Source organism: uncultured Cetobacterium sp. (genome assembly GCF_947072685.1).
Taxonomy (GTDB): Bacteria; Fusobacteriota; Fusobacteriia; order Fusobacteriales; family Fusobacteriaceae; genus Cetobacterium_A.
The window spans coordinates 90,884-112,811 of sequence record NZ_CAMTIK010000002.1 but is presented as its reverse complement, the minus strand read 5'-3'; the positions used below and the strand labels follow the sequence as shown (position 1 = coordinate 112,811).

Annotated in this window: 23 protein-coding genes; 10 read left to right on the top strand and 13 right to left on the bottom strand. The window is 28.4% G+C overall.

The window, feature by feature from the left end; translation table 11 throughout:
- The first annotated feature begins 91 nt into the window (after positions 1-91).
- Positions 92-520: a hypothetical protein gene (locus tag Q0V67_RS01230; RefSeq protein WP_297596269.1), complete on the top strand. Its 429-nt coding sequence runs from the start codon at positions 92-94 to the stop codon at positions 518-520.
- A 116-nt stretch (positions 521-636) separates the two neighbouring features.
- On the opposite strand, the gene Q0V67_RS01225 is transcribed toward Q0V67_RS01230, so the two are convergent.
- From Q0V67_RS01225 to Q0V67_RS01215, 3 genes are all read right to left on the bottom strand, one after another.
- On the bottom strand, positions 637-900 hold the full coding sequence (locus tag Q0V67_RS01225) for a hypothetical protein (RefSeq protein ID WP_297596267.1): 264 nt from the start codon (positions 898-900) through the stop codon (positions 637-639).
- Between the two features lie 13 nt (positions 901-913).
- On the bottom strand, positions 914-1,213 hold the full coding sequence (locus Q0V67_RS01220; RefSeq protein WP_297596265.1) for a hypothetical protein: 300 nt from the start codon (positions 1,211-1,213) through the stop codon (positions 914-916).
- Between the two features lie 76 nt (positions 1,214-1,289).
- Positions 1,290-1,838 carry a hypothetical protein gene (locus tag Q0V67_RS01215; RefSeq protein ID WP_297596263.1) on the bottom strand — a complete coding sequence of 183 codons (549 nt, stop codon included), beginning with the start codon at positions 1,836-1,838 and terminating at the stop codon, positions 1,290-1,292.
- Between the two features lie 134 nt (positions 1,839-1,972).
- Between Q0V67_RS01215 and Q0V67_RS01210 the strand changes: the two genes are divergently transcribed.
- On the top strand, positions 1,973-3,439 hold the full coding sequence (locus Q0V67_RS01210; RefSeq protein WP_297596261.1) for a mechanosensitive ion channel: 1,467 nt from the start codon (positions 1,973-1,975) through the stop codon (positions 3,437-3,439).
- A gap of 62 nt (positions 3,440-3,501) precedes the next feature.
- Here the strand turns inward: Q0V67_RS01210 and Q0V67_RS01205 are convergent, their stop codons facing one another.
- Together Q0V67_RS01205 and Q0V67_RS01200 are read right to left on the bottom strand one after the other, a co-directional pair.
- A complete protein-coding gene (locus Q0V67_RS01205; protein WP_297596259.1) occupies positions 3,502-3,813 on the bottom strand; it encodes a hypothetical protein in 312 nt (103 codons plus the stop codon).
- An 84-nt stretch (positions 3,814-3,897) separates the two neighbouring features.
- Positions 3,898-4,665 carry a DeoR/GlpR family DNA-binding transcription regulator gene (locus Q0V67_RS01200; RefSeq protein WP_297596257.1) on the bottom strand — a complete coding sequence of 256 codons (768 nt, stop codon included), beginning with the start codon at positions 4,663-4,665 and terminating at the stop codon, positions 3,898-3,900.
- 117 nt (positions 4,666-4,782) lie between these two features.
- On the opposite strand from Q0V67_RS01200, the gene crtI reads away from it, so the two are divergent.
- The 5 genes from crtI to Q0V67_RS01175 all read left to right on the top strand — a co-directional run bounded on the left by crtI (position 4,783) and on the right by Q0V67_RS01175 (position 10,882).
- The gene (crtI, locus tag Q0V67_RS01195) at positions 4,783-6,288 is read left to right on the top strand and encodes an NAD(P)/FAD-dependent oxidoreductase (RefSeq protein WP_297596255.1); all 1,506 of its coding nucleotides are present in this window, start codon (positions 4,783-4,785) and stop codon (positions 6,286-6,288) included.
- A gap of 92 nt (positions 6,289-6,380) precedes the next feature.
- On the top strand, positions 6,381-7,496 hold the full coding sequence (locus tag Q0V67_RS01190; protein WP_297596254.1) for an aminopeptidase: 1,116 nt from the start codon (positions 6,381-6,383) through the stop codon (positions 7,494-7,496).
- 15 nt (positions 7,497-7,511) lie between these two features.
- Positions 7,512-9,308 carry a polysaccharide deacetylase family protein gene (locus tag Q0V67_RS01185; protein WP_297596252.1) on the top strand — a complete coding sequence of 599 codons (1,797 nt, stop codon included), beginning with the start codon at positions 7,512-7,514 and terminating at the stop codon, positions 9,306-9,308.
- A 16-nt stretch (positions 9,309-9,324) separates the two neighbouring features.
- Positions 9,325-10,065: a MipA/OmpV family protein gene (locus Q0V67_RS01180; RefSeq protein WP_297596250.1), complete on the top strand. Its 741-nt coding sequence runs from the start codon at positions 9,325-9,327 to the stop codon at positions 10,063-10,065.
- Positions 10,066-10,081: 16 nt separating this feature from the next.
- Positions 10,082-10,882 carry a Cof-type HAD-IIB family hydrolase gene (locus Q0V67_RS01175; RefSeq protein WP_297596248.1) on the top strand — a complete coding sequence of 267 codons (801 nt, stop codon included), beginning with the start codon at positions 10,082-10,084 and terminating at the stop codon, positions 10,880-10,882.
- A 43-nt stretch (positions 10,883-10,925) separates the two neighbouring features.
- On the opposite strand, the gene Q0V67_RS01170 is transcribed toward Q0V67_RS01175, so the two are convergent.
- Genes Q0V67_RS01170 through Q0V67_RS01160 form a run of 3 tightly spaced genes read right to left on the bottom strand, consistent with a single transcriptional unit; the run spans position 10,926 to position 15,343 of the window.
- Positions 10,926-13,130 (bottom strand): transglycosylase domain-containing protein, encoded by a 2,205-nt coding sequence (locus tag Q0V67_RS01170; protein ID WP_297596246.1) that lies wholly within the window; start codon positions 13,128-13,130, stop codon positions 10,926-10,928.
- Positions 13,131-13,150: 20 nt separating this feature from the next.
- The gene (gene rlmN, locus Q0V67_RS01165) at positions 13,151-14,197 is read right to left on the bottom strand and encodes a 23S rRNA (adenine(2503)-C(2))-methyltransferase RlmN (protein ID WP_297596244.1); all 1,047 of its coding nucleotides are present in this window, start codon (positions 14,195-14,197) and stop codon (positions 13,151-13,153) included.
- Positions 14,198-14,251: 54 nt separating this feature from the next.
- A complete protein-coding gene (locus Q0V67_RS01160; RefSeq protein ID WP_297596242.1) occupies positions 14,252-15,343 on the bottom strand; it encodes an alanyl-tRNA editing protein in 1,092 nt (363 codons plus the stop codon).
- 145 nt (positions 15,344-15,488) lie between these two features.
- On the opposite strand from Q0V67_RS01160, the gene nfo reads away from it, so the two are divergent.
- On the top strand, positions 15,489-16,355 hold the full coding sequence (gene nfo, locus Q0V67_RS01155; RefSeq protein ID WP_297596240.1) for a deoxyribonuclease IV: 867 nt from the start codon (positions 15,489-15,491) through the stop codon (positions 16,353-16,355).
- 58 nt (positions 16,356-16,413) lie between these two features.
- Here the strand turns inward: nfo and Q0V67_RS01150 are convergent, their stop codons facing one another.
- Both Q0V67_RS01150 and Q0V67_RS01145 read right to left on the bottom strand, forming a co-directional pair.
- Complete coding sequence (locus Q0V67_RS01150) at positions 16,414-16,845, bottom strand: hypothetical protein (protein WP_297596238.1); 432 nt, start codon at positions 16,843-16,845, stop codon at positions 16,414-16,416.
- A gap of 19 nt (positions 16,846-16,864) precedes the next feature.
- Positions 16,865-17,407, bottom strand: a complete 543-nt coding sequence (locus Q0V67_RS01145; RefSeq protein ID WP_297596236.1) for a hypothetical protein — start codon at positions 17,405-17,407, stop codon at positions 16,865-16,867.
- A gap of 255 nt (positions 17,408-17,662) precedes the next feature.
- On the opposite strand from Q0V67_RS01145, the gene Q0V67_RS01140 reads away from it, so the two are divergent.
- Together Q0V67_RS01140 and Q0V67_RS01135 are read left to right on the top strand one after the other, a co-directional pair.
- The gene (locus Q0V67_RS01140; protein ID WP_297596234.1) at positions 17,663-18,343 is read left to right on the top strand and encodes a pseudouridine synthase; all 681 of its coding nucleotides are present in this window, start codon (positions 17,663-17,665) and stop codon (positions 18,341-18,343) included.
- A 63-nt stretch (positions 18,344-18,406) separates the two neighbouring features.
- Positions 18,407-19,387: a tyrosine-type recombinase/integrase gene (locus Q0V67_RS01135; RefSeq protein ID WP_297596308.1), complete on the top strand. Its 981-nt coding sequence runs from the start codon at positions 18,407-18,409 to the stop codon at positions 19,385-19,387.
- 165 nt (positions 19,388-19,552) lie between these two features.
- Here the strand turns inward: Q0V67_RS01135 and Q0V67_RS01130 are convergent, their stop codons facing one another.
- The 3 genes from Q0V67_RS01130 to nagA form a co-directional block, all read right to left on the bottom strand.
- Positions 19,553-20,137: a DUF6691 family protein gene (locus Q0V67_RS01130; RefSeq protein WP_297596233.1), complete on the bottom strand. Its 585-nt coding sequence runs from the start codon at positions 20,135-20,137 to the stop codon at positions 19,553-19,555.
- A 1-nt stretch (position 20,138) separates the two neighbouring features.
- On the bottom strand, positions 20,139-20,657 hold the full coding sequence (locus Q0V67_RS01125) for a YeeE/YedE thiosulfate transporter family protein (RefSeq protein ID WP_297596230.1): 519 nt from the start codon (positions 20,655-20,657) through the stop codon (positions 20,139-20,141).
- A gap of 124 nt (positions 20,658-20,781) precedes the next feature.
- Complete coding sequence (gene nagA, locus Q0V67_RS01120) at positions 20,782-21,921, bottom strand: N-acetylglucosamine-6-phosphate deacetylase (protein ID WP_297596228.1); 1,140 nt, start codon at positions 21,919-21,921, stop codon at positions 20,782-20,784.
- Between the last annotated feature and the right edge of the window lie 7 nt (positions 21,922-21,928).

The window sequence follows — 21,928 nt, the reverse complement described above, 5'->3', positions numbered from 1 at the left end:
TCTATTTTTTTTGAAAAATATTTATATTGAGAAAGAAAAACATTATATATATGGTATGTAAATATTAATAATGAAAGTGGAGGTAGATTGAATGAAAAATAGTATAGAATCGTTAACTTCAATTCAAAAGATACAACCATATTTAATCTATATAGATAGTATTTTTTATATATCAGGTTCAGTTATAGAAATAGATGAGTTCCAGAGATATATTCAAAATATTATAAGTCTTAGTAAGAAAGATGAAGTGATTGAAAATTATGAAAAGTTGTCAAAAAATAAACTTCATATTTTATTTGGTAGATATATTTCAATTTTTTCAGCCAAGGATATAAAAAAGTATATAAATGAAATATTTGATGATAGGATAGCTATAAAAAGAATAACTTTGTTAGAGGGGTTAGAAAACTATAATATAAACAACGAAAATTTTATAGATGATTATTTAGAAAAATCAATCTATTTTGATAGAATTGAAGATGTTATAAAAAAGAATTTTATAAGAGACGATTTTGAATAAAAAACGAACAAAATAGTTGTAAAAAATGTATTTCCATGGTATTATATATATAAATACGGGGGTATTAGATTTTATATTGAAGGCAACTATTTCAAATAGTTGCCTTTTTGTTTTGCTTATTTTTTTTCAGAAGTTTTAATAGAAGTAATTAGGTAAAATAAACTACCCTTATCCTCAATTTCATCAATAAATAACTGAATATCTTTATCTAAGATATCACTTTTTAATAAAAAATATTTTTTTGAATCCATTTCTTGTAAAGTAAGTTTATACTCCGCTCTTAATAAGTCAGAAATATCCTCTTCTAATTCAGAAACAGTATATTCAAAATCCTCTGTCAAAAGAGCTAAAGTTTCTGTGAAATCGTGTGCATTTTTCATGGTTCCTCCAATTTTAACTATTTGAGTAATGCAATAGATATATTCCGAACCTATCAATTCTAAATCTATTTGGCTCAGTAGGATGAGGTTCAATCAGATTTTCTCTTAGTAGAATTTCATAATCCATAGAGTAAAGATTAATCTTTATAGGAATTAGAATATGTTTAATTGCAATATCATTCGTTGCATTTTTTAAATTTTGATAATTTTGTTCAATATCTTCTTTCTGATTATTATAACACTCTTGAAGAATATTATAACACTTTTCAGGCAATCTTTGTTTTAAATAAAAAAAATACTCTCTGTAATACATAAAACCCCTCCAATTATTTTTAAAGTACATATTAGTTTATATACAAAATATACTAAAAAAAGGAAAAAATCCTCTATTAAATTTGAGGAACTTCTTCGAGAAAAGGTGAATTTAAAAAATCATAAGGAAAAACAATGAGACCACCATCAGAATCTAGATCTAGTTTATAACCTAAATCTTGAGCTGTTTTATAATAGAGAAACCAAATAAATTTAGAGCAATAAAAATTATCAGAATTTTTTTTAGAAAATGAGATTTTATATTTTCCTTTTCCATAAATATCAATATTTTCTAAAAATTTTTGACGGAAACGATCATCAAAATATTTGTAGCGTAAAACAATAACATTTCTATTAGGTTCATTGAGCCAAGAGTTAATATCAATGGTATAATAAGTTTGACCTAATTTAGGAAAATCGCCGATAATATCCTCACTGACAATAACAGAGCTATGCCCCATCCAAGAAATAGGATCTGTAACTAGTTTATCTTTGATAATAATATCCCCCACTTTTAAAGAGGAAGAATTATTGATAGCATTTTGAGTTGGTTGCCATGTATACGACTTATTAGAACATCCGATAATAGTTATTACTATGAAAAATAAAACTAACTTTTTTATCATTTTTCCCTCCTTCTCCAATCTCTCCTTTTATTAATACCATATCTATTACAAAAAAGTAAATAAAAATAAAAGAAAAGACCAAAAAATAAAGTATCTATGTAATGAAAATCAAATAAAATAATAGGAGGAAAAAAATGGAAGAGATTAGAAACTTAATACTGAGCAATGTAACACTCAATATCATTGGTTCAATTATTATACTCGTTATTGGACTTGGGATCGCATCATTTATTGCAACTAAATTAGAAACATTATTTAACAAAACTAAATTATTTTCAAACTTAGAACATGAAATTACAGGAAAAGAAAATGGAACAAGTACCTATATGATTAAAACTTTAATAAAATTTGTTTACTTCATATTTGTAATATTCATAATAGGTATAGTGATGGAAAAATTAGGGTTTAGTAGATTAGTAAATCCAATATTAAATCTTTTAGATCCTATATTTGCATATATTCCTAATGTTCTTGGTGGAATAGTTCTTTTAATTATTGCTATTATTTTAGCAAAATTATCTCAAAAATTTTCAGAAATATTCTTTAAAAAAATTAAAATTGATGAAAAAATTAAACAAAATAAGCAGACAATACCACTATCAAAAGTTTTAAGTGAAGTAATATCCTTAATTGTTTTTATTGTAATTTTACCAGGAGTTTTAGCATCATTAAAACTAAATAATATTTTAACTCCAATAACAGATATGATTACAAAATTTTTAAATTATATTCCTGCTCTTGTGGCCGCTGTTTTAGTTTTGATAGTAGGATGGTTCATAGCTTCAAAATTAAGAGATATTATAAAAGGTGTTCTAGATTCTTTAAGTCTTGATGAAAGATTGAAAATTGATGGAAAAGTTGTTTTTAATGGTAAATTGTCGACAGTATTTGCAAATATAATCTATGTATTAGTTCTAATTCCAGTATTTTCGGCATCATTAAAATATCTAGGATTGGAGATAATAATTCTTCCTGTTATTAGTATGTTAAATATTTTATTTAATTATATTCCAAATATTGTGGGAGTAGTATTAGTTTTAATAATAGCATTCTACTTTGGAAAGATAATAGAAGGAATAGTTACAAATCTTTTATCTGGACTTAAATTTGATTCATGCTTAGAAAAAATTGGATTTAAAACTAGAGAGGACGGATATTCCAAACTTGTAGGTAAATTTGTGAAAATTGCGATTATATATTTTGCTATTATTCAATCGATAGAACTTTTAAATTTTGGATTACTTCAAGACTTAAGTTTAAAATTAACTTTATTAATCGGGCAGATTCTTCTAGGGGTATTCATAGTGGCTTTGGGAGTTGTAATTGCAAATTATGTTTCAAAATTAATAAAAAATACTACTCTTGAGAATAAAGATCACATTGCAATCTTAGCAAAAGTAGCTATAATTATATTTGTTGGTGCAATGGGGTTAAGACAAATGGGAATAGCTAACGAGATTATAAATCTAGCTTTTGGACTTATTATTGGTGCTTTAGCAGTGGCTTTCGCAATAGCTTTTGGAATTGGCGGAAGAGATCTTGCAAAAGAAAACTTAGAGAATATGAAAAAATGTTGTAAAAAAAATGAAGAAAACAAATAGATAATCTCTCTCCAAATAAAAGAAGGCTACCCATTATTTTTATGAGTAGTCTTCTTTTAAATTTATTTAGTTGGATTTTTTTCAGCTTGTTTAACCACAACATCCTCTACCAATTGAGTTTCTTTTTTAACAGCAGTCTCAATTTTTTTTGAAAACTCTTTAAAATCCCCTTTAAATTCATTTTTAAATTTTACTGTAACATTGACAATCCCCTTTTCAGTGGTAACGATATAATCGGCATCAAACTCTTTAAAATTTTCATTTAAACCCTTTTCAATTTTTGCCGCTTCGGATACTTTTGTCTGCTCTTTAGAATCAATCGCTAAAGATAAACTAGAGATTAAAATAAAAGCTAATACTAACATTTTTTTCATAAAAAATACCTCCCATATAGGAATCTAAACAATTATAGTTTTATATACCAAAAATTGTGGGATAACCTTTAAAAAACATCAATATTATTCTTTAATAATATTGATGTTTTTTTCGGATAATATTTTTTCAATATCAGAACAAATTTTTAAATCAGTTATGACATTCATTCCGCTTTTTAAAGTTGAAAAATTATAAATTGAATCTTGGAAAAATTTATTACTGTGGGCTATAATAAACACCTCCATACCTGATTTTAAAGCCGTTTTTTTAAATTTACCATCAGCAATGCTAAATGTACTCAGTTGCATTTTTTCTATATTTATTCCACCAGTTTCGATAAAAACTTTATTCAGATTAAATCTTTGTAAATTTTCTATCGCAATATCTCCAATAAATGAATCTGTTTTAAGATTGTAGACTCCACCCAGAGATATAACTTCAATCTCTTTATTTTCAGCAAGTATTTTTTGAATTTCAAGTCTATTTGAAATTACAGCTAGCTTAATTTTTTTCTTTTGCAGTATTGAAGCGACTATAAGAGAGATGTTAGAATCATCTAAAAAAATTTTATCCCCCTCCTTAAGAGTGGAGATAACTTTTTGAGCTAGGTCAGTTTTCAATTCTAAATCTTCTCTAAGAATATTCTTCAATAGATCGCTATCTGCACCTTTTTTATTTGATATAGCTCCCCCATGAGTTCTAGTAAGTAAACCATCATTTTCCATTTGGCAAAGATCTTTTCTAACGATAACTTTACTAACTGAAAAAATATCGCTCAACTCATTTACATTCACTTTTTCTTTTTGTTTTAATATATTTAAAATTCTTTGTTTTCTTTCTTCTACAAACATAGATGTATTTCCTCCAATTCAGATCAATTGTTAAATTATAACACAATTTTAATTTTTTTTAAAAAGAAAGTTTAAAATTTATAGTATAGAAATAATAATAGAATTGGAGGTGAAAGTATGAAAAAAATTGAGGTTATCGTTGTTGGAGCAGGTCCTGGAGGATTGGCTACGGCACTGCTTTTAACTCAAAAAGGATATTCTGTAAAAATCTTTGAAAAGAATTCATATATTGGAGGACGAAACTCCAGTTTTAAACTTGGAGAATATAAATTTGATTTAGGACCTACAATTTTTTTAATGCCACAAATTCTTGAGGATATTTTTTTTGAATCAGGAGAAAATTTAAATGATTATATAAAGATAAAAGAGATAAATCCAATGTACCGACTAAAATTTTATGGTCGAGAGGATTTTTTTCCATATTCAAATAATCAAAAACATTTGATGCTAGCTGAAATGGAGCGAGTTTTCCCATTTAGTTCACAAGCGTATAATAATTATATTGAAAGAGAAAATAAAAAGTTCTCAAATTTTGAACCCTCTTTAAAGCTTCCGTATTTATCATTTAAAGATTATTTTAAACCCAACTTTTTAAAAATGATACCCTATTTAGATTTAATGAGTTCACCTTATAAAATTATGAGAAAATACTTTAAACAAAATGATTTAAAAATAGCATTTACATTTCAAACAAACTATATAGGATTGTCTCCATGGATTACTCCAGGAGCATTTACATTTCTTTCATTTCTTGAGTACAAATATGGAGTACACTACATAGAAGGTGGATTAAATAAACTTTCAGAAGTGATGTCATCGATTATAAAAAAGCAAGGGGGTAAAATTTTAATTAATAATTCCGTAAAAAAAATTATATTTGAAGATAAAAAAGCTGTTGGAATTAAGCTTGAAAATGGAGAGGTACATAAAGGTGATTATGTCGTAGTAAATGCTGATTTTGCAACAGCAATGTCCAAATTAGTTCCCAAAAATATTAGAACGAAGTATTCTGATAAAAATTTAGAAAGAAAAAAATACTCTTGTTCTGCGTTCATGCTATATTTAGGTGTAAATAAAGCATATCCTAATATACCACATCACAACATAATATTTGCTAAGGATTACAAAAAAAATGTTAATAAAATAAATGACAATAAAGATATCGGTGGAGACTTTTCATTTTATATTCAAAATCCATCGGTAACAGATTCTACACTTGCTCCTAAAGGAAAATCTTCTATATGTGTTCTAGTTCCTGTTGCCAACAATAACTCCAATATAGATTGGGAAAAAGAAAAAGATGATTTTATACAATTGTTAATAGATAAAATAGAAAAAATCGCAAATTTTGAAAATATCAGAAACTATATAGAGGAATTGAAAGTTATAACGCCAATTGACTGGGAAAATAAGTATCATATCTATAAAGGAGCGATATTCAATCTCTCTCATAATGTAGCGCAAATATTATCGATGAGACCGCATAATGAACTAGAAGGTTATAAAAACCTATATATTGTAGGAGGAGGTACACATCCTGGAAGTGGACTTCCAGCTATATATAGTTCGGCAAAGATAGTTTCAAATATGATTCAAAAAAGAGAATATGAAAATAAAAATTGATGTACTTTTCACTTGTGGCAATATAAACTTGCTTATTTTCAATGTTTCATTTATAATTATAGAATAAAACATGTGATTAAATGGAGGGAATCGTGGATCAAAGAATTGAAATACTTGCAAAAAATTTAGTTACTTACTCTTGTAGAGTTGAAAAAGGAGAAAAAGTTTTAATAGAATCTTTAGGTGAAGAATCTAAGTTGTTAGTAAAAGCTTTAGTTAAAGAGGTTTATGCTGCTGGAGGACATCCATTTGTGACGTTAAAAGATCAAAGTGTAACTAGACAACTTTTGAAATGTATGGATAAAAACCAAGCTGAATTGATGGCTAAGTACGAACTAGAGAGAATGAAAGATATGGATGCATATATTGCGATTAGAGGAAGCGAGAATGCATCTGAATTATCAGATATAGAATCAAAAAATATGAAGATATATACAGATTACTTTATGAAACCTGTTCATTTAGAAGAAAGAGTTAATAATACCAAATGGGTTGTTTTAAGATATCCAAATAATTCGATGGCTCAACTTGCAAATACGTCTTTAGAATCGTTTGAAGATTTTTATTTTAATGTTTGTAATTTGGATTACTCAAAAATGAGTAAAGCTATGGATTCTTTGACATCTGTATTGGATAGAACTGATAAAGTAAGGATAGTTGCACAAGGGACAGATTTAACATTCTCAATAAAAGGCATCTCATCTGTAAAATGTTCAGGACTTAGAAATATTCCAGATGGAGAGGTTTATACAGCCCCTGTAAAAGATTCGATAAATGGAGTTATAACATACAATACACCTTCAGTTTATCAAGGAACAACTTTTGAAAATATTAAATTTAAATTTGAAAATGGAAAGATAGTGGAAGCTACAGCTAACAATACAGAAAAATTAAATGAAATTTTAAATACAGATGAAGGATCAAGATTCATAGGAGAGTTTGCAATAGGGGTTAATCCTTATATTTTGAAGCCTATGAAGGATACTTTATTCGATGAAAAAATAGCTGGAAGTATACATATTACTCCAGGGCAAGCATATAAATTAGCTGATAATGGTAACAGATCAGCTATTCATTGGGATTTAGTTCTAATTCAAAGACCAGACTTTGGTGGGGGAGAGATTTGGTTTGATGATGTTTTAATCAGAAAAGATGGAATCTTTGTAATAGAAGAGTTAGAAGTATTAAATCCAGAAAAATTAAAATAGTAGGAGGATTTAATAATGAATATACTTATGGCACTTTCACAACTAGAGGTAACTGGTGCTGAAGTGTATGGAACAGTGTTAAGTGATGAACTTATTAGGAGAGGGAATAGAGTATATATAGTTTCAGATACCCTAACGAAACCCACGAATGCTCCATACGAAAAGATAGCTTTTAATAAAAGAAAATTAATAGACAGAATTACACAAATAAAAAAACTTCTTAAAATCATAAAAGATAAGGATATACAAGTGGTTCATGCACATTCAAGGGCATCATCTTGGAGTTGTGCTATAGCTTGTAAAATAGCTAAAATACCACTTGTAACAACTATACATGGTAGACAACCTGTTCATATGAGCAGAAGGCTTATAAAAGCTTTTGGAGATTATTCAATGAGTGTTTGTGAAAATATCCAAGAACATATAATAGAAGATTTAAAAGTAAAACCAGAAAAAATAACGGTACTTAGAAATATGATAAATATTAAAGAATACAAAAAGGATTCTACAAATATTCAAAAGAAAGAGAAAATAATATCTATTATTGGTAGACTTTCTGGTCCTAAAGGTGATGTGACATACAATCTTTTAAATATACTCCATAGAAGACAAGATTTTAAAATTCAAGTTATTGGAGGAAAAGAGATTCCTGCAAGATTTAAAAAGTTTCAAGGAAATGTGGAATTTTTGGGATATGTTAACAATGTTTCTGAAAAAATTAAGGAATCATCGTTAGTTATTGGAGCAGGAAGAGTTGCTGTTGAAGCAATATTATGTGAAGTCCCAGTTCTGGCAATAGGAGAGGCAGAATCAATTGGAGTAGTAAATGTAGATAGAGTTAAAAATGCTTTAAAATCAAATTTTGGAGATATCTCTTTAAACAAAAGAGCTCTTTTTCAATGGACAGATGTTATTCCAGAAATAGATAAAGCTTTTGCTTTAGACAAAAATGAACTTCTTTCTTTAAGAGAATATATTTCGAAAGAATTTTCAATAGATACAATTGTGGATGAAGTTGAAAAAATATATCAAAGACAAATAGTAAAAAAAAGAAAGTATGAAATGCCGGTCCTTATGTATCATAGGGTTATTAAGGATGAAAGTGAAAAAGGTGTTCATGGAACATATGTCACATTAAAACAGTTTGAAGAACAGATGAATTATTTGAAAGAGAAAGGATTCGAAACTGTAACTTTTAAAGATATGCTCAATAACAGGTATAAACAAAGATTTGATAAGGATAAGAAATGGATAATGATTACATTTGATGATGGATATAGAGACAATTATGAGAACGCTTTTCCAATTTTAAAAAAACTTGATTTTAAAGGAATTATCTATATATTAGATGGACTGAACTATAACAAGTGGGATGTTGAAAATCCAGGGAATCCTGAAAAAAGTTTTGCTTTAATGGATAAAAAAGAACTTTTAGAGATGCAAAATTATGGGATTGAATTTGGAGGACATACATCGTCACATCCAGAATTAGCAAAGCTAACTCTGGAAAAAGCTAGAGGTGAGGTAGCCCTTTCAAAAACAAATATTGAAAAAATAATTGGAGTAAAACTTATATCTTTTGCATATCCATATGGGAATTTAAATCTGGATGTTAAAAATCTACCTGAAGAGGTTGGGTATACGTTTGCTGTGGCAACTGATTCTGGAAGTTTAACTTTTTCCGATGATCTGTTTGAAATTAGAAGAATTGGGATTTTTCCAACAAATAATCTATTTAATTTCAAAAGAAAAGTTTCTGGGAAATATAACTTTATAAAAATTAAAAGAGAAAAAAGTTCTAAGAATCAATAACTTAGGGAGGGTTCGCATGAAAAAATTTTTATTGGGATTATTGGCTCTAACAATAACTATGACTACTTTTTCTGATGATAAATTTGGAATAGGAGCTGGAATAGGTATATCTGATAGTATTTATAAAGGCTCTAATGAAAAAGCTTATTTTATGCCGTTATTAGATATAAATTATGGGGATCTATATGCTAAAGGCTCAACGCTAGGATATAATCTGTATCAAGATGATGTCTTCGCAGCGTCATTATTTGTTGATCCTTTGGCGGGATTTTCTATAAATGGTGCTAATTTAGCTACAGGATATGACGGTATTGACGATAGAGATTTCCAAATTATGTTTGGACTGAGACTAGATGCTAAAACAGGGTTTTATGGAGTTAAGACGGGTTTAAGTGCACAGGTTGGTGAACACGGGGCTAAAGCTAAAGCTAGCTTATTTAAGCCCTACAATATTAACGATAGACTTATTTTAATTCCATCTATCTATATTAAGGGGTATTCAGGAGATTATACCGATTATTATTTTGGTGTAACTTCAGAAGAAGCTAGAAATAATAAAAATATTGATAAAGATTATACGGCAAATGCTGCATATTCAGTTGGAGTTAGTTTTATCGCTGACTATAAGTTGACAGATAATGTAGCTTTAATGGCATTTTTAGGGATAGAACAGTTCTCTAGTGAGATTTCTGATTCACCTATCATTGAGGATGGAGTACTGTATTTAATAGGAGTAGGAGCAAAATATTACTTCTAATTTAAGAGGAGAACAAATGAAATATAAAGCAATTATATGTGACTTAGATGGAACTTTATTAAATGAAAATCATACAATTTCAGAAGAAACAAAAAATACAATAAAAAAAGTTGTAGAATCAGGAGTTAAATTTGTTATTGCAACAGGAAGACACCATAATGATGCCATAACATTTAAAAACACTTTAGAATTGGATAGTTTTTTAATTACATCTAACGGTGCTAAAGTTCATGATTATGAAAATAAAGAGATCATATCTCATAATATACCAGCTGAATTAGCTGTAAATTTATTAAAATATAGTTATGATAATAGACTTCATAAAAATGTTTATTTAGATGAAAAGTGGTATGCTGAAACACCTTTAGATGAGGCTTTAGAATTCCATAAGGAATCTGGATTCTATCATCATATAACACCATTCCAATCATTAGTTGGAAGTGAAATAACAAAATTTTTCTTTATATGTGAAGATGAAGAATGTATATCTGAATTAGAAAAAAAACTTAGAAAACAATTTCAAACTGGATTAAATATAACACTATCTTTAGCATCTTGTTTAGAGATTATGAAAGAAGGTGTTTCTAAGGCCAGTGCTATTGAGGAAGTTTTAAAAAGAGAGGGTATTTTACTGGAGGAAACAATTGCATTTGGAGATGGATTAAATGATCTTGAGATGCTATCTTCGGTTAACAAAGGGTTTATAATGGGGAATGGAAGTCCAAGATTAAAAGCTTTACTCCCTAAAAATGAAGTTATAAAAAGTAACACTGAAAATGGAGTTGCTAAAAAATTACAAGAAATATTCAATATATAAAAAGTATCCCTCTCCAATTGGAGAGGGATACTTTTTATATATTTTAAAAATTAAATAATCTTTGGAAAAATCCTTTTTTCTCTTCTTGTTTTTTAGGTACAATCTTTTGTATTGTCTTAACAGGTTGAGTTGTTGTTTTAGGACTAGACACTGATTCATCTGTTGATAGAGCATCAGCTGAGGATTGTGTCGATTGAGTAGGTGCGTAGTAACCTAAAACACCCGCAATTCCATTATCATATTTACTTTCTCTTTCAACGGCCATTCTTCCTCTTCTTAAAAGGAAACTTTTATCGTTAGGTGAACCGTTAATCATTCCTGTTATCGGATCTAATTCTTGATACAGAAGTTCACCACTTTTAACATGTCCATCTAAGAATGCAAAGCCATTACTAGGAGTATAATATCCATTTTTTATAATCTCTTGATAGAAATTTTTCCAAAGTGGTGCAGCAACTCCACCCCCTGTGGCTTTATAAAGGGTATCATTGTTATCATATCCCATATATATTGTTGTTACATATTCTGGTGTCATCCCTGAATACCAAACTGTTCTAGAGTTATTTGTTGTTCCAGTTTTTCCACCTTGTTCTATAAGTTTTCCATCTATTTTAACTTGTGCCCCTTTGCTTGTTCCTTGTTTAACAGAATTTTTCATCATGTTTGTCATAAGAGCAATATTTGCACTTTCAAATTTCTCCTCTATTTGAGGCTTTGATTCGAAAAGAGTGTTGTTAAATTTATCAGTAACCTTTAATACAAATATAGGTTTAACAACATATCCACCATTTGCAAATATAGCATAGGCACTCGCTAATTCTAAAGGTGTTCCCTCCACAGTTCCTAATGCAGCTGTCAAGTTATTTGGAATTATAAAATCGGTATTAATTCGCTTCATAGTATCCATCAGTGCAGGTAATCCAACTTTATTTAAAAGTTTAATTGAAACTATATTTTGTGATCGATCAAATCCTTGCATAAGAGTCATACCATTGTAATATCTTTCTCCAAAGTTTCTAGGGGCCCAATTACCATATACAACCCTTGAGTCTTCCACAAGTAAATTCTCTTCAAAACCTTTTTCAAGCGCAGTATAGTAAACAAAAGGTTTGAATGAAGATCCCAATTGTCTCTTGGCTTGAACACCTCTATTGAAGTTTCCTGTTTTAAAATTCTTCCCTCCAACGATACTTATAACCTCACCATTATGAGCGTCAACAGTAACCATAGCCCCTTGAAGTTTTTTGTCATTTTTTAAACGAGGATAGTTCTCAAAAACATCCTTGGCAGTTTTTTGAATATTTAAATCCAGTGTTGTTTGAACATTTAATCCATCATTATAGATTTGCTTTTCTTCAAAGTTTTCAAATAAAAACTTTTGAACTAAATCTGTAAAATCTGGAGCATTAAACTCTATCTTTTTATCTAAAGCGTTATAGATAATAGTAGTATTTGGGTTCTTATAATCTTCAGGTTTAGCCTTTGATTCATTTATAAATTTATGTGCAATAGCAGTATCAAATTCCTCTTGATTAATCAACCCAAATTTCAACATCTGTCTAAGAATAAGCTGTTGTCTTGTAAGAGATTTATCTAGATTTGTTCTTGGATTATACATATTTGGTCTATTAGGAATACCTGCTAAAACTGCAGATTCAGCAAGATTTATATTTTTGATATCTTTTCTAAAAAAATTATATGCAGCCGTTTTTATTCCATAAGCACCCGATCCAAAATAAATTTCATTTAGATACTTTTCCATAATCTCTTGTTTTGTATATTTTCTTTCAATTTCAAATGTAATTATGACCTCTTTTATTTTTCTTGAAAACTTTTTCTCTTGAGTTAAAAAGGCATTTCTAGCTAATTGCTGAGTTATTGTACTTCCACCTTGTGCTGTTCTACCAGATTTTAAATTTACTAATGCAGAACCTAATATTCTGAAAGGATCAATTCCGTAATGAGTTAAAAAATGTCTATCTTCAATAGCTATGAAGGCATTTTCTAAGTTTTTAGGAACATCACTTATATCAACTGGTTCTCTAGTTTCCTTTGAAATAACATCAATCACTTGCCCATTTCTATCATAGATTGTTGTGGGAACAGGAGGACTGTAGTTTTCAACTAATTCTGAAATATTAGGAAGCTCCTTGTAATATTTATTAACAAGGAGTCCAGCTCCTATACCACCAACAATACCTAAAGATATAATAAATATGGCAAGATATTTAAAAATTTTCCATTTCATAAAATATCTCCACTTTTAAATTATTTTGAATTCTTTTGTCTTAATTGTCCGCAAGCTCCATCAATATCAGTTCCTTTTTCTCCTCTAATAGTAACATTAACTTTTCTGAAATCTTTTAAATAGTTATATATTTTTTCGATTTTCTTTTGTGAAGGTCTTTGATAATCTTTTCCTTCCACAGGATTACAAGGGATTAGGTTTAAAACGTGATCAAAGTTATGAACAAAATCAGCTAAGAAAGATATATCGTTATCTGAAACGTTAAAATCGTTTATCAATATATATTCAAAAGAAATTCTTCTTTTTGTTTGTCTTTGATATTCTTGAAGTATTGGGAATAAATCTGCCAAAGGATATCTGTTGTTTATAGGCATAATTTCACTTCTTTTTTCATCTATAGCACTATGTAAAGATATTGCTAATTCTACTGGAAGTTTCTCTTCTAATAATTTCTCAATACCTGGAATTATTCCTGAAGTTGATATTGTTATTCTTCTTTTAGAAACATTAACCCCTTTTTCACTTGAAAGTATTTCAATCGCTTTGATAACATTGTCGATATTAAGCATTGGTTCTCCCATACCCATAAATACAATATTGTTTATTTGTAATCCTTGCTTTAAAAGTCTTCTCTCAATTGTATAGAACTGATTTGTAATTTCGTGAACTTGTAAATTACGAGTGAATCCTCCAAGACCAGTAGCACAGAAACCACACATAACTGCACATCCAACTTGAGATGAAATACAAAGAGTTACTCTTTCTTTATGAATTAAAATTACACTTTCAATAGTATTTCCATCCTCTAATTTAAATAGAAATTTTTGTGTTTTATCTATTTTAGAAACTTGATGCTTCAATAGGTTTAAAAATGGGATATAAGCTTTTTCAGAAAGAAGTTCTCTATCCTTTAGTGATATGTTAGTCATATCATTAATATCTCTTACAATTTTTTGGTTTAACCATGTAAAGATTTGTTTTCCGTAAAACTTTTTCATTCCGATAGAAACAACAAAATCAGTAAGGTCTTGTTCATTTAAGTTTAGTAAATTTATTTTATTTGACATATTTCCTCCGTTTTATTAATACTTAAGCTTCATTATAACAAATATTTCACATATTTACAATAGATTTGTAATCTCATCTATAGATACTTCACCTTTAAAATTAGCTCGTTCTGATTTTCCCCCTCCTTTTATATTTAAACTTTCAGAAAGTTTCTTTACTAAAAGTCCACAATCTATTGAAGAACTAGATATTAATCCCCCATTTTCCCATAATCCAACAAAAATATATTTAGATGGAATAACTTTATTAAGGTTATTTATAACTTCATTTTCATCCTTATATACGATATATTTCATCTCATCCTTTTCAAAAGAATTGAGTATTAATTCTTTTGATAGATACTCACAGTATTTCAAGTTTAAATCTTTAAATTTATTTTCAATATTTTTCTTTTCGTCATTAAATTTTTCAACCATTAATAAAATTTCATTATCTCGACAGCTAAAAGTTCTGTTCAACTCTTTAATTATTTTATTTTTATTGTTATAATCTTCAATAGCTCTATCTCCGGCTAGAAAATAAAACCTTGTATAATTTCCCTTAATTTTTTCAAAATTTATAATTTTGAAAATCTTTATTTTCGAAATATCTTCTGTATGATATCCAGCACAAGCACTTGTATCCAAATTTTTAATTTCGATAATTCTGACATCACCAATAACTTTGTCACTTATTTTTTTTCTAAATGTTTCTATCTGGTTAGCTTCCTCTCTAGGTATAGTTTTTTCGGTAACCATACCTCCCTCTCCAATCGCTTTATTTATTTTAGCTTCCAATTCATCTATAAATTTTTCATCAATATCTTTTGAATCCAAATCAACGGTTGTATAAGTATCGGTCATTCTAAATCCAACAGTATTTAATCCATAGTCATTATAGGCTATAGCTGAAAATAGATGTTGAGACGTATGTTGAATTCCAATATCCTTAACTCTTGATATATCAATAGTATATGTGTAATCCCCTGCAGGTAGTTCTTTTTCAACTATAATATTGTTATCATCTAAAACTGTTATGAATTTTACTTCTCCAATATATCCTTGGTCTCCTATTTGACCACCTTTTCCATCTATATAAAAACTATGTGAATCTACTTTTACAACCCATTGATTATTATCATTGATACAAGAAATTATTCTTATCATTTATTCCCTCCTCGACTATTTCAATAATACTATTTTATACTTTTCTAGCAACTATTTCAACTTATTTTAAAAAGCTAAATCTCTATTCAAAAAGTATACTTTGTGTTATACTATAAACATATGAAAATTTAAATTGAGGTGGATTATGACAAGAGAAGATAAAATAAAAAATACATACTTAGGAGCTCATGTATCTATTCAAGGTGGGGTATCAAATGTTTTTAAAAATGCTGTTGCAATAGGAGCAAATGGATTTGGAATGTTTCTTAAAAATCAACGTAGATGGGATGCTAAGCCATACACTGAAGATGATATATTAGAGTTTAAGGATTGTATGAAAAGATATAAATTTAAACCAGAACAAATACTGCCACATGATGGATATTTGATAAATTTAGGGAGTCCCGATGACGAGAAGAGAGAAAAATCTTTAAATGCTTTTATTGATGAGATGGAGAGAGTAAATCAATTGGGATTGATTTATCTAAATACTCATCCTGGAAGTCATTTAAAAGAGATCAGTGAAGATAGATGTGTTGAACTTATTGCAGATTCTATCAATAGAGCTCATAAAATTGTTCCAAATATTGTCGTTGTTTTAGAAAATACAGCTGGACAAGGTTCTAATATGGGTTATAAATTTGAACATTTAAGGGATATAATAGATCTCATAGAAGATAAAAAAAGAATTGCTGTGTGTTTAGATACTTGTCACACTGTTGCTGCTGGATATCCGTTATCAACAGAGGAAGAATATAATCAAACTATGAATTCTTTTGAAGAAATAGTAGGATTTAAATATTTGAAAGGTATTCATCTAAATGATTCTATGTTTGGGGTAGGAAGTAAAAAAGATAGACATCATAGTATTGGAGAAGGTACTCTTGGAATGGACTTTTTTAAAAGATTCATGAATGATGAAAGATTTAGACAAATACCTATTGTTATGGAAACTATAGATGAAACTATTTGGAAAGATGAGATAGAACTTCTTATAAACCTGATAGATTGAAAGTAATGAAAAAGGTATCCCTACAGAGGATACCTTTTTCATTTTTAACTTTTCATTTTTAATTTCTTTCTAAAGCTTTTCTTACATCTTTGAATGTGCTTTCAACCATATCGTCATTTTTACCTATTGCATTATAGAAGAATACAACGTATCTTCCATCAATTTTTTGAACTGCTTTTCTTCTTGTTGTTCCAGGAACAGCAAAATATTGAATTCCTCTTTTCTCTCTAGTAACTTCCCAGTCAGAAGCTCTATTGTATTGTCTATCTCCAAAAGAAACTCTTGAAGTTTGAGGTAAATCTCTCAATCTATTGTCAATAACAATCTCTCTTTTTCCCAAATGGTTTTTTAAAGTGAAAGCTTTTTTTTCGTACCCAACTTTATATAATCTCAATCTATCTTCTAAAGCGTCCTTCTCCCTCTTGTTAACCGATGTTGAAGCTAAAGCTAGTGATGATAGTAATAAAAAACTGCATATTATTTTTTTCATGTTTATTTGGTTCTCCTCTTTATTTAGTAAGTTTTTTTATAGCCTTATACAAAGCCTTATTGTGTTCTATTTTTTGTATTTTATCTAAAAGCCAATTTAACTCTTGTTCGTTTAAACGTAACTCTTCTTTTATATAGATTTCTAATTTTTCAATTTCCATAGGAAGTAGATCTTTTTTTAGAGAACTATTTATCTCTTGAACAGTTCTTCCACCTTCAAAGAAAAATACCAGTTTTTGCCAATTGCTAAAAAGATCTACTTTTCTTAAAAGCATTATAGATGTATAGTTTAATTCCGGTGTCACTTTATACCCTTTTCTTGATAAGAATGATTTAATCTCATCACTCTTTTCAGTTTCAAATAAAACTTCACCAGCTTTTTTTGTATTCATTATTTTAGGCAATTTAGAGCTCTTTCCCTTCAGTCTGATATATTTAGAAAGAGTTAAGGTTTTAGTCTCTAGATAAAACTCCATTGCAAATTGATTAAAAGTTTTACCTTCAGGGATAATTCCCTCTTCAATGTATTCAATCATAGTATCAATTTTTTTAAAATCAACCATATTAAGTATTCCTCCCATAGAAAATAAATTTTTAATGTTTTTTGCTCTATATTATAGCATATTTATAGTTATTTCAACAAGAAAAAAATGTAATAAATAATTATTTTTCAAGTTTTATAATTATATATTTAAAAAGATTTTCTTATAAAATAGGTATTTCTACAACATGTTAAATCAAAATAAAAATTTTAGTTCTTGATTTTATAAATTTTAAGAATTATAATTATAATATAAACAAAATTAGGAGGCAACAAATTGAGATTAGATAAATTTTTAGTTGAGTGTGGTGTAGGGAGTAGAAGTGAAGTAAAGAAAAATATTGCGATAGGTAAAGTATATGTAGATGGAGCTATTTGTAAAGATAACAGTAGAAATATAGATGAGATGAAAACTTTAATTGAATATGCTGGAAAAAAAGTTCTATATAAAGAATTTAGATACTATAAATTGTATAAGATAGATGGGTATATTACAGCAACAGAGGACAAAAAAGAAAAAACAGTTATGGACCTTTTGCCAGAATGGGTAAATAAAAAAGATCTATTTCCAGTAGGGAGATTAGATAAAGATACTGAAGGACTATTGATGTTTACAAATGATGGTAAGCTCGCTCACGAATTGATATCACCAAAAAAGCATGTGGATAAAATATACCGTGTCATTTTAAAAGATGAAATTTTTCAAGAAGGGATAAAGAATTTAGAAAGTGGTGTTGACATAGGTGGCTATATAACTCAACCTGCTAAAGTGGAAAAAGTAAGTTCTAAAGAGATTCTTTTAAATATAAAAGAAGGGAAGTTCCATCAAGTAAAAAAAATGTTGAAAGCAATAGATAATGAAGTTATATATTTAAAAAGAGAAGTATTTGGAAAATTGACTTTAGAAGATATGGTTCCAAAAGAGGTTAGAGAGATTGAAAGGGAAGATATCATATAACTTTCTATAATTTTTATAACAGGACTTTTATTTATGGAGGGGGAATTTACTTTGAATGAAATTATGATAAAAGAAAAACATGAAATAAGTACGAATAGAAAAAAAAGAAAAGGAAGAGAAGAGAAAAAAAGTATATTTGAAATGTACAAATCTCCTAAAACCATGAAAGATTATTTTTTCTATTTGAAAGATTTTTTAACATATGTTTATGATGGAGATGCTCCAATAGAGAGTGAAGAAATAATTGAGCTTATGACAGGAATAGAAAAAAGTGATATCGAAGATTACCTCGCTCACCTTATGGATGAAAGAGAGATGAAAAAAACATCTATCAATAAAGTTATTTCCTCTTTAAAATCACTTTATAAAGAGCTAGAGAAGAATGGATATGAAAACCCTTTTAAGTATATAGGACTTTTTAAAACATCAAGAAATCTAGATAATATTTTAAAAGTGTCATTTGATGATATAAAAAATATTTTAAAAAATTACAAGGTTAATGGTGAAAAAGAATATCGAAATACTTTGATTCTTCATACACTTTTTTACACTGGGATGAGAAGTCAAGAGTTACTATCTTTACAATTTAAACATGTGCTAAAAAGAGATGGTGAATATTTTGTTAAACTGGAAAAAACAAAAAGTGGTAGAGAACAATATAAACCTCTGCATAATTTTTTGATAAAAAAATTCGATGAATATAGAAATTATTTAACAAATGTATACGGTATCAATGAAGAAAGTTTAGAAGAAAAATTTCTGTTTTTCTCATCTTTTGAAAAAAACAAACCACTTTCATATAGAGCTCTGTATAATGTGATTCAAGATATGGGAAAAGTTATAAATAAAAATATCAGTCCACATAACATTCGACATGCTATCGCGACTGAACTTTCTTTGAATGGTGCAGATTTAATTGAGATAAGAGATTTTTTAGGTCACTCAGATACAAAAGTAACGGAGGTATATATAAATGCGAAATCCCTTATCGAAAAAAAGGTTTTAGAAAAAATACCTATACAAAGTATAGACGATGACTTTTAAACATCTTTTAAACTATAATTAAAAAAGTATATAAATAATTTAATTTTAATTAATAATTACACTAACCACTCTACTACATATAATTAACATTATATGTAGTAGAGTGGTTTTGATTATAAAAATAATTATTATTTGTAATTAATTTACTAAAAAAGAGGTGTTTTATCACCTCTTTTTAGTTTTTAAATTATATGGTAAAATTAATGAAATTATAATTATCATCACTCCTATAAAAACTCCGATCCAAAGCGTTCCTTCATAAAGAAAATTATATTTTTCAGTTATATATATGAGAGATGTTTTCCCACCCAGCACCTCTTCAAAAAGTCCGATAGATTTTAATATTGGATAGGACAGTGTAAACATAAAAGCTCCAACCAAACCTCCTAAAACAACATATATTGATTTTGAATAGCCAGACCCTAAACTTGCTATGGCTGTTCCAGGGCATAATCCAATTATTCCAAATCCAATTCCAAAAATAATCGCCCCCAATATAACTCCTAGATTCATTGTTTTTATATTGAAGTGGTCTATTGGAATAAAATTTAAAATCCTCCCTGCATATACTAATGACATTCCAAATCCAATTCCTAAAAGTATTATTTTCAAAAGAGTTAAATCTTCAAGCTTCAACATTTTCATAAGATAAATTCTATTAGTTGCCCCTGCATAATATAGTGCAAATCCAAAAAATATTCCAATTAAAATCCCCAAAAGTGGCATATTATCAATGAGTAAATTTTTCATATTATTCACCTACCTTTTTTGCTACTAAAATTGCTATCGGAAACATAACTATCGCAAAAACAATACTACTTACAGAAAGTTGTATAATACCACTCATCATATGTCCGCTTGTGCAACCACCAGCCATTCGAGCACCGTATAGTAAAATTATTCCTCCCACAAAAAGTCTTGATCTAGAAATCGAGTCTTTTTCTAACTTTTCATTTTCTTCTATAAAATTTTTATTTTTTATGAAAAGTAAACGCCCAATCATACCACCTATAAAAACACCAACAATAAAAACCATGCTGAAATTAAATGGATTTTTAATGCTTTGGGCTATCCCATCCTGGTTATAATATTCAACAGTGCTGCTATACTTTTTACCTTCTTTAACAATTATATCTTTTTCAACCGTAGAGTGTATAATTCCAGAAGTAATACTATATTGGGTAGAAATCCCAATGGGTTTGACAAGAAGCATAGATATAAAAAATACTAATCCTAAAAAAAGACCTTTCGAAATCCATTTTATATTCATATTTCTACCTCCACTTTACTTAACGAGAGCATCTCTATCTCTATCTTATTATTCAAAAAAAATTAGTTTTTCTTTTTTATAATTTTGTATAAAAAAGAGGTAGCTCCAGCTACCTCCTATATATTTATACCTCTTGACCTTTCGCTATAACTTTTTTTAAATTTAAATGTTTATCTAAAAATACTATGTCTGCAAAATAACCTGGTTGAAGTTTTCCAAATTCATTATCAATTCCAATAGCTTTAGCAGGATAAATTGTTGCCATTCTTACAGCTTCTTCTAAAGTTATATCACAATTTTTCACTAAATTTCTAACGCCAGCATCCATTGTTAAGGCTGAACCACCTAAAGTTCCATCCTCACCAAAACACTTTCCATCTTTATAGTAAACTTTATTTCCTTCGAAGTAAAAATATTCCATGTCTGTTCCAACAGGAGAAACAGCATCCGTAACAAGATATAATCTTTCTCCCATGATTTTAATAGCTGATTTAATAGCAGAATAATGGCAATGGAATCCATCGACAATTATTCCAGCTTTTATATCACTATCAAACACTGCTCCAACAACACCAGGTTCTCTATGACCAAAAGAGCTCATTCCGTTGTATAAGTGAGTTGATAACGTAATACCAAAAGCTTCCTTTTCTTTCACTTCTTCATAAGTAGCGTTAGAATGCCCCACAGCTACATTTATTCCGGCATTGTTTAGTTTCGAAATCACTGTCTTCTCTGTGTTTTCAGGAGCTAAAGTTACTATTGTAACATTTTCTTTTCCAGCTTCAATAATTTTATCAATCATATCTTCGTCAGCTTTTCTTATAAATTTAGGATTATGTATCCCCTTTTTTTGTAAAGATATATATGGTCCTTCAATATGTAGACCTAGTACACCATAGACACCTTTATTTTTTATGCTCTTCATAAGTTTTAGGGCCTTTTCTATATTTTCATCACTTGTTGTAATTAGCGTCGGTGTAAAAGAAGTACAACCATATTTTAGATTTGTTTTATGCATAGTTTCTAAAGTTTCCAAAGATATATCATCATTAAATAGAACTCCACCACAACCATTTAACTGTAGGTCTATAAATCCAGGAGTGATGTAATTTTTATCTGCATTTATTTTTTCAATCTCTGGATACAACAAATCTAGCTCTGTTTCTGAAACAATATCTACAATTCTCTCTCCTTCAATTATTAACGCTTTACCTTTATAAAATTTATTTCCTATAAATAATTCTCCATTAACAATACTTTTCATACATCTC

What these genes read in the sequence shown, in the direction of transcription:
- Q0V67_RS01230 (WP_297596269.1), top strand. Translation starts at nt 92, where the DNA reads ATGAAAAATAGTATAGAATCGTTAACTTCAATTCAAAAGATACAACCA.
- Q0V67_RS01225 (WP_297596267.1), bottom strand. Translation starts at nt 900, where the DNA reads ATGAAAAATGCACACGATTTCACAGAAACTTTAGCTCTTTTGACAGAG.
- Q0V67_RS01220 (WP_297596265.1), bottom strand. Translation starts at nt 1,213, where the DNA reads ATGTATTACAGAGAGTATTTTTTTTATTTAAAACAAAGATTGCCTGAA.
- Q0V67_RS01215 (WP_297596263.1), bottom strand. Translation starts at nt 1,838, where the DNA reads ATGATAAAAAAGTTAGTTTTATTTTTCATAGTAATAACTATTATCGGA.
- Q0V67_RS01210 (WP_297596261.1), top strand. Translation starts at nt 1,973, where the DNA reads ATGGAAGAGATTAGAAACTTAATACTGAGCAATGTAACACTCAATATC.
- Q0V67_RS01205 (WP_297596259.1), bottom strand. Translation starts at nt 3,813, where the DNA reads ATGAAAAAAATGTTAGTATTAGCTTTTATTTTAATCTCTAGTTTATCT.
- Q0V67_RS01200 (WP_297596257.1), bottom strand. Translation starts at nt 4,665, where the DNA reads ATGTTTGTAGAAGAAAGAAAACAAAGAATTTTAAATATATTAAAACAA.
- crtI (WP_297596255.1), top strand. Translation starts at nt 4,783, where the DNA reads ATGAAAAAAATTGAGGTTATCGTTGTTGGAGCAGGTCCTGGAGGATTG.
- Q0V67_RS01185 (WP_297596252.1), top strand. Translation starts at nt 7,512, where the DNA reads ATGAATATACTTATGGCACTTTCACAACTAGAGGTAACTGGTGCTGAA.
- Q0V67_RS01180 (WP_297596250.1), top strand. Translation starts at nt 9,325, where the DNA reads ATGAAAAAATTTTTATTGGGATTATTGGCTCTAACAATAACTATGACT.
- Q0V67_RS01175 (WP_297596248.1), top strand. Translation starts at nt 10,082, where the DNA reads ATGAAATATAAAGCAATTATATGTGACTTAGATGGAACTTTATTAAAT.
- Q0V67_RS01170 (WP_297596246.1), bottom strand. Translation starts at nt 13,130, where the DNA reads ATGAAATGGAAAATTTTTAAATATCTTGCCATATTTATTATATCTTTA.
- rlmN (WP_297596244.1), bottom strand. Translation starts at nt 14,197, where the DNA reads ATGTCAAATAAAATAAATTTACTAAACTTAAATGAACAAGACCTTACT.
- Q0V67_RS01160 (WP_297596242.1), bottom strand. Translation starts at nt 15,343, where the DNA reads ATGATAAGAATAATTTCTTGTATCAATGATAATAATCAATGGGTTGTA.
- nfo (WP_297596240.1), top strand. Translation starts at nt 15,489, where the DNA reads ATGACAAGAGAAGATAAAATAAAAAATACATACTTAGGAGCTCATGTA.
- Q0V67_RS01150 (WP_297596238.1), bottom strand. Translation starts at nt 16,845, where the DNA reads ATGAAAAAAATAATATGCAGTTTTTTATTACTATCATCACTAGCTTTA.
- Q0V67_RS01145 (WP_297596236.1), bottom strand. Translation starts at nt 17,407, where the DNA reads ATGGTTGATTTTAAAAAAATTGATACTATGATTGAATACATTGAAGAG.
- Q0V67_RS01135 (WP_297596308.1), top strand. Translation starts at nt 18,407, where the DNA reads ATGATAAAAGAAAAACATGAAATAAGTACGAATAGAAAAAAAAGAAAA.
- Q0V67_RS01130 (WP_297596233.1), bottom strand. Translation starts at nt 20,137, where the DNA reads ATGAAAAATTTACTCATTGATAATATGCCACTTTTGGGGATTTTAATT.
- Q0V67_RS01125 (WP_297596230.1), bottom strand. Translation starts at nt 20,657, where the DNA reads ATGAATATAAAATGGATTTCGAAAGGTCTTTTTTTAGGATTAGTATTT.
- nagA (WP_297596228.1), bottom strand. Translation starts at nt 21,921, where the DNA reads ATGAAAAGTATTGTTAATGGAGAATTATTTATAGGAAATAAATTTTAT.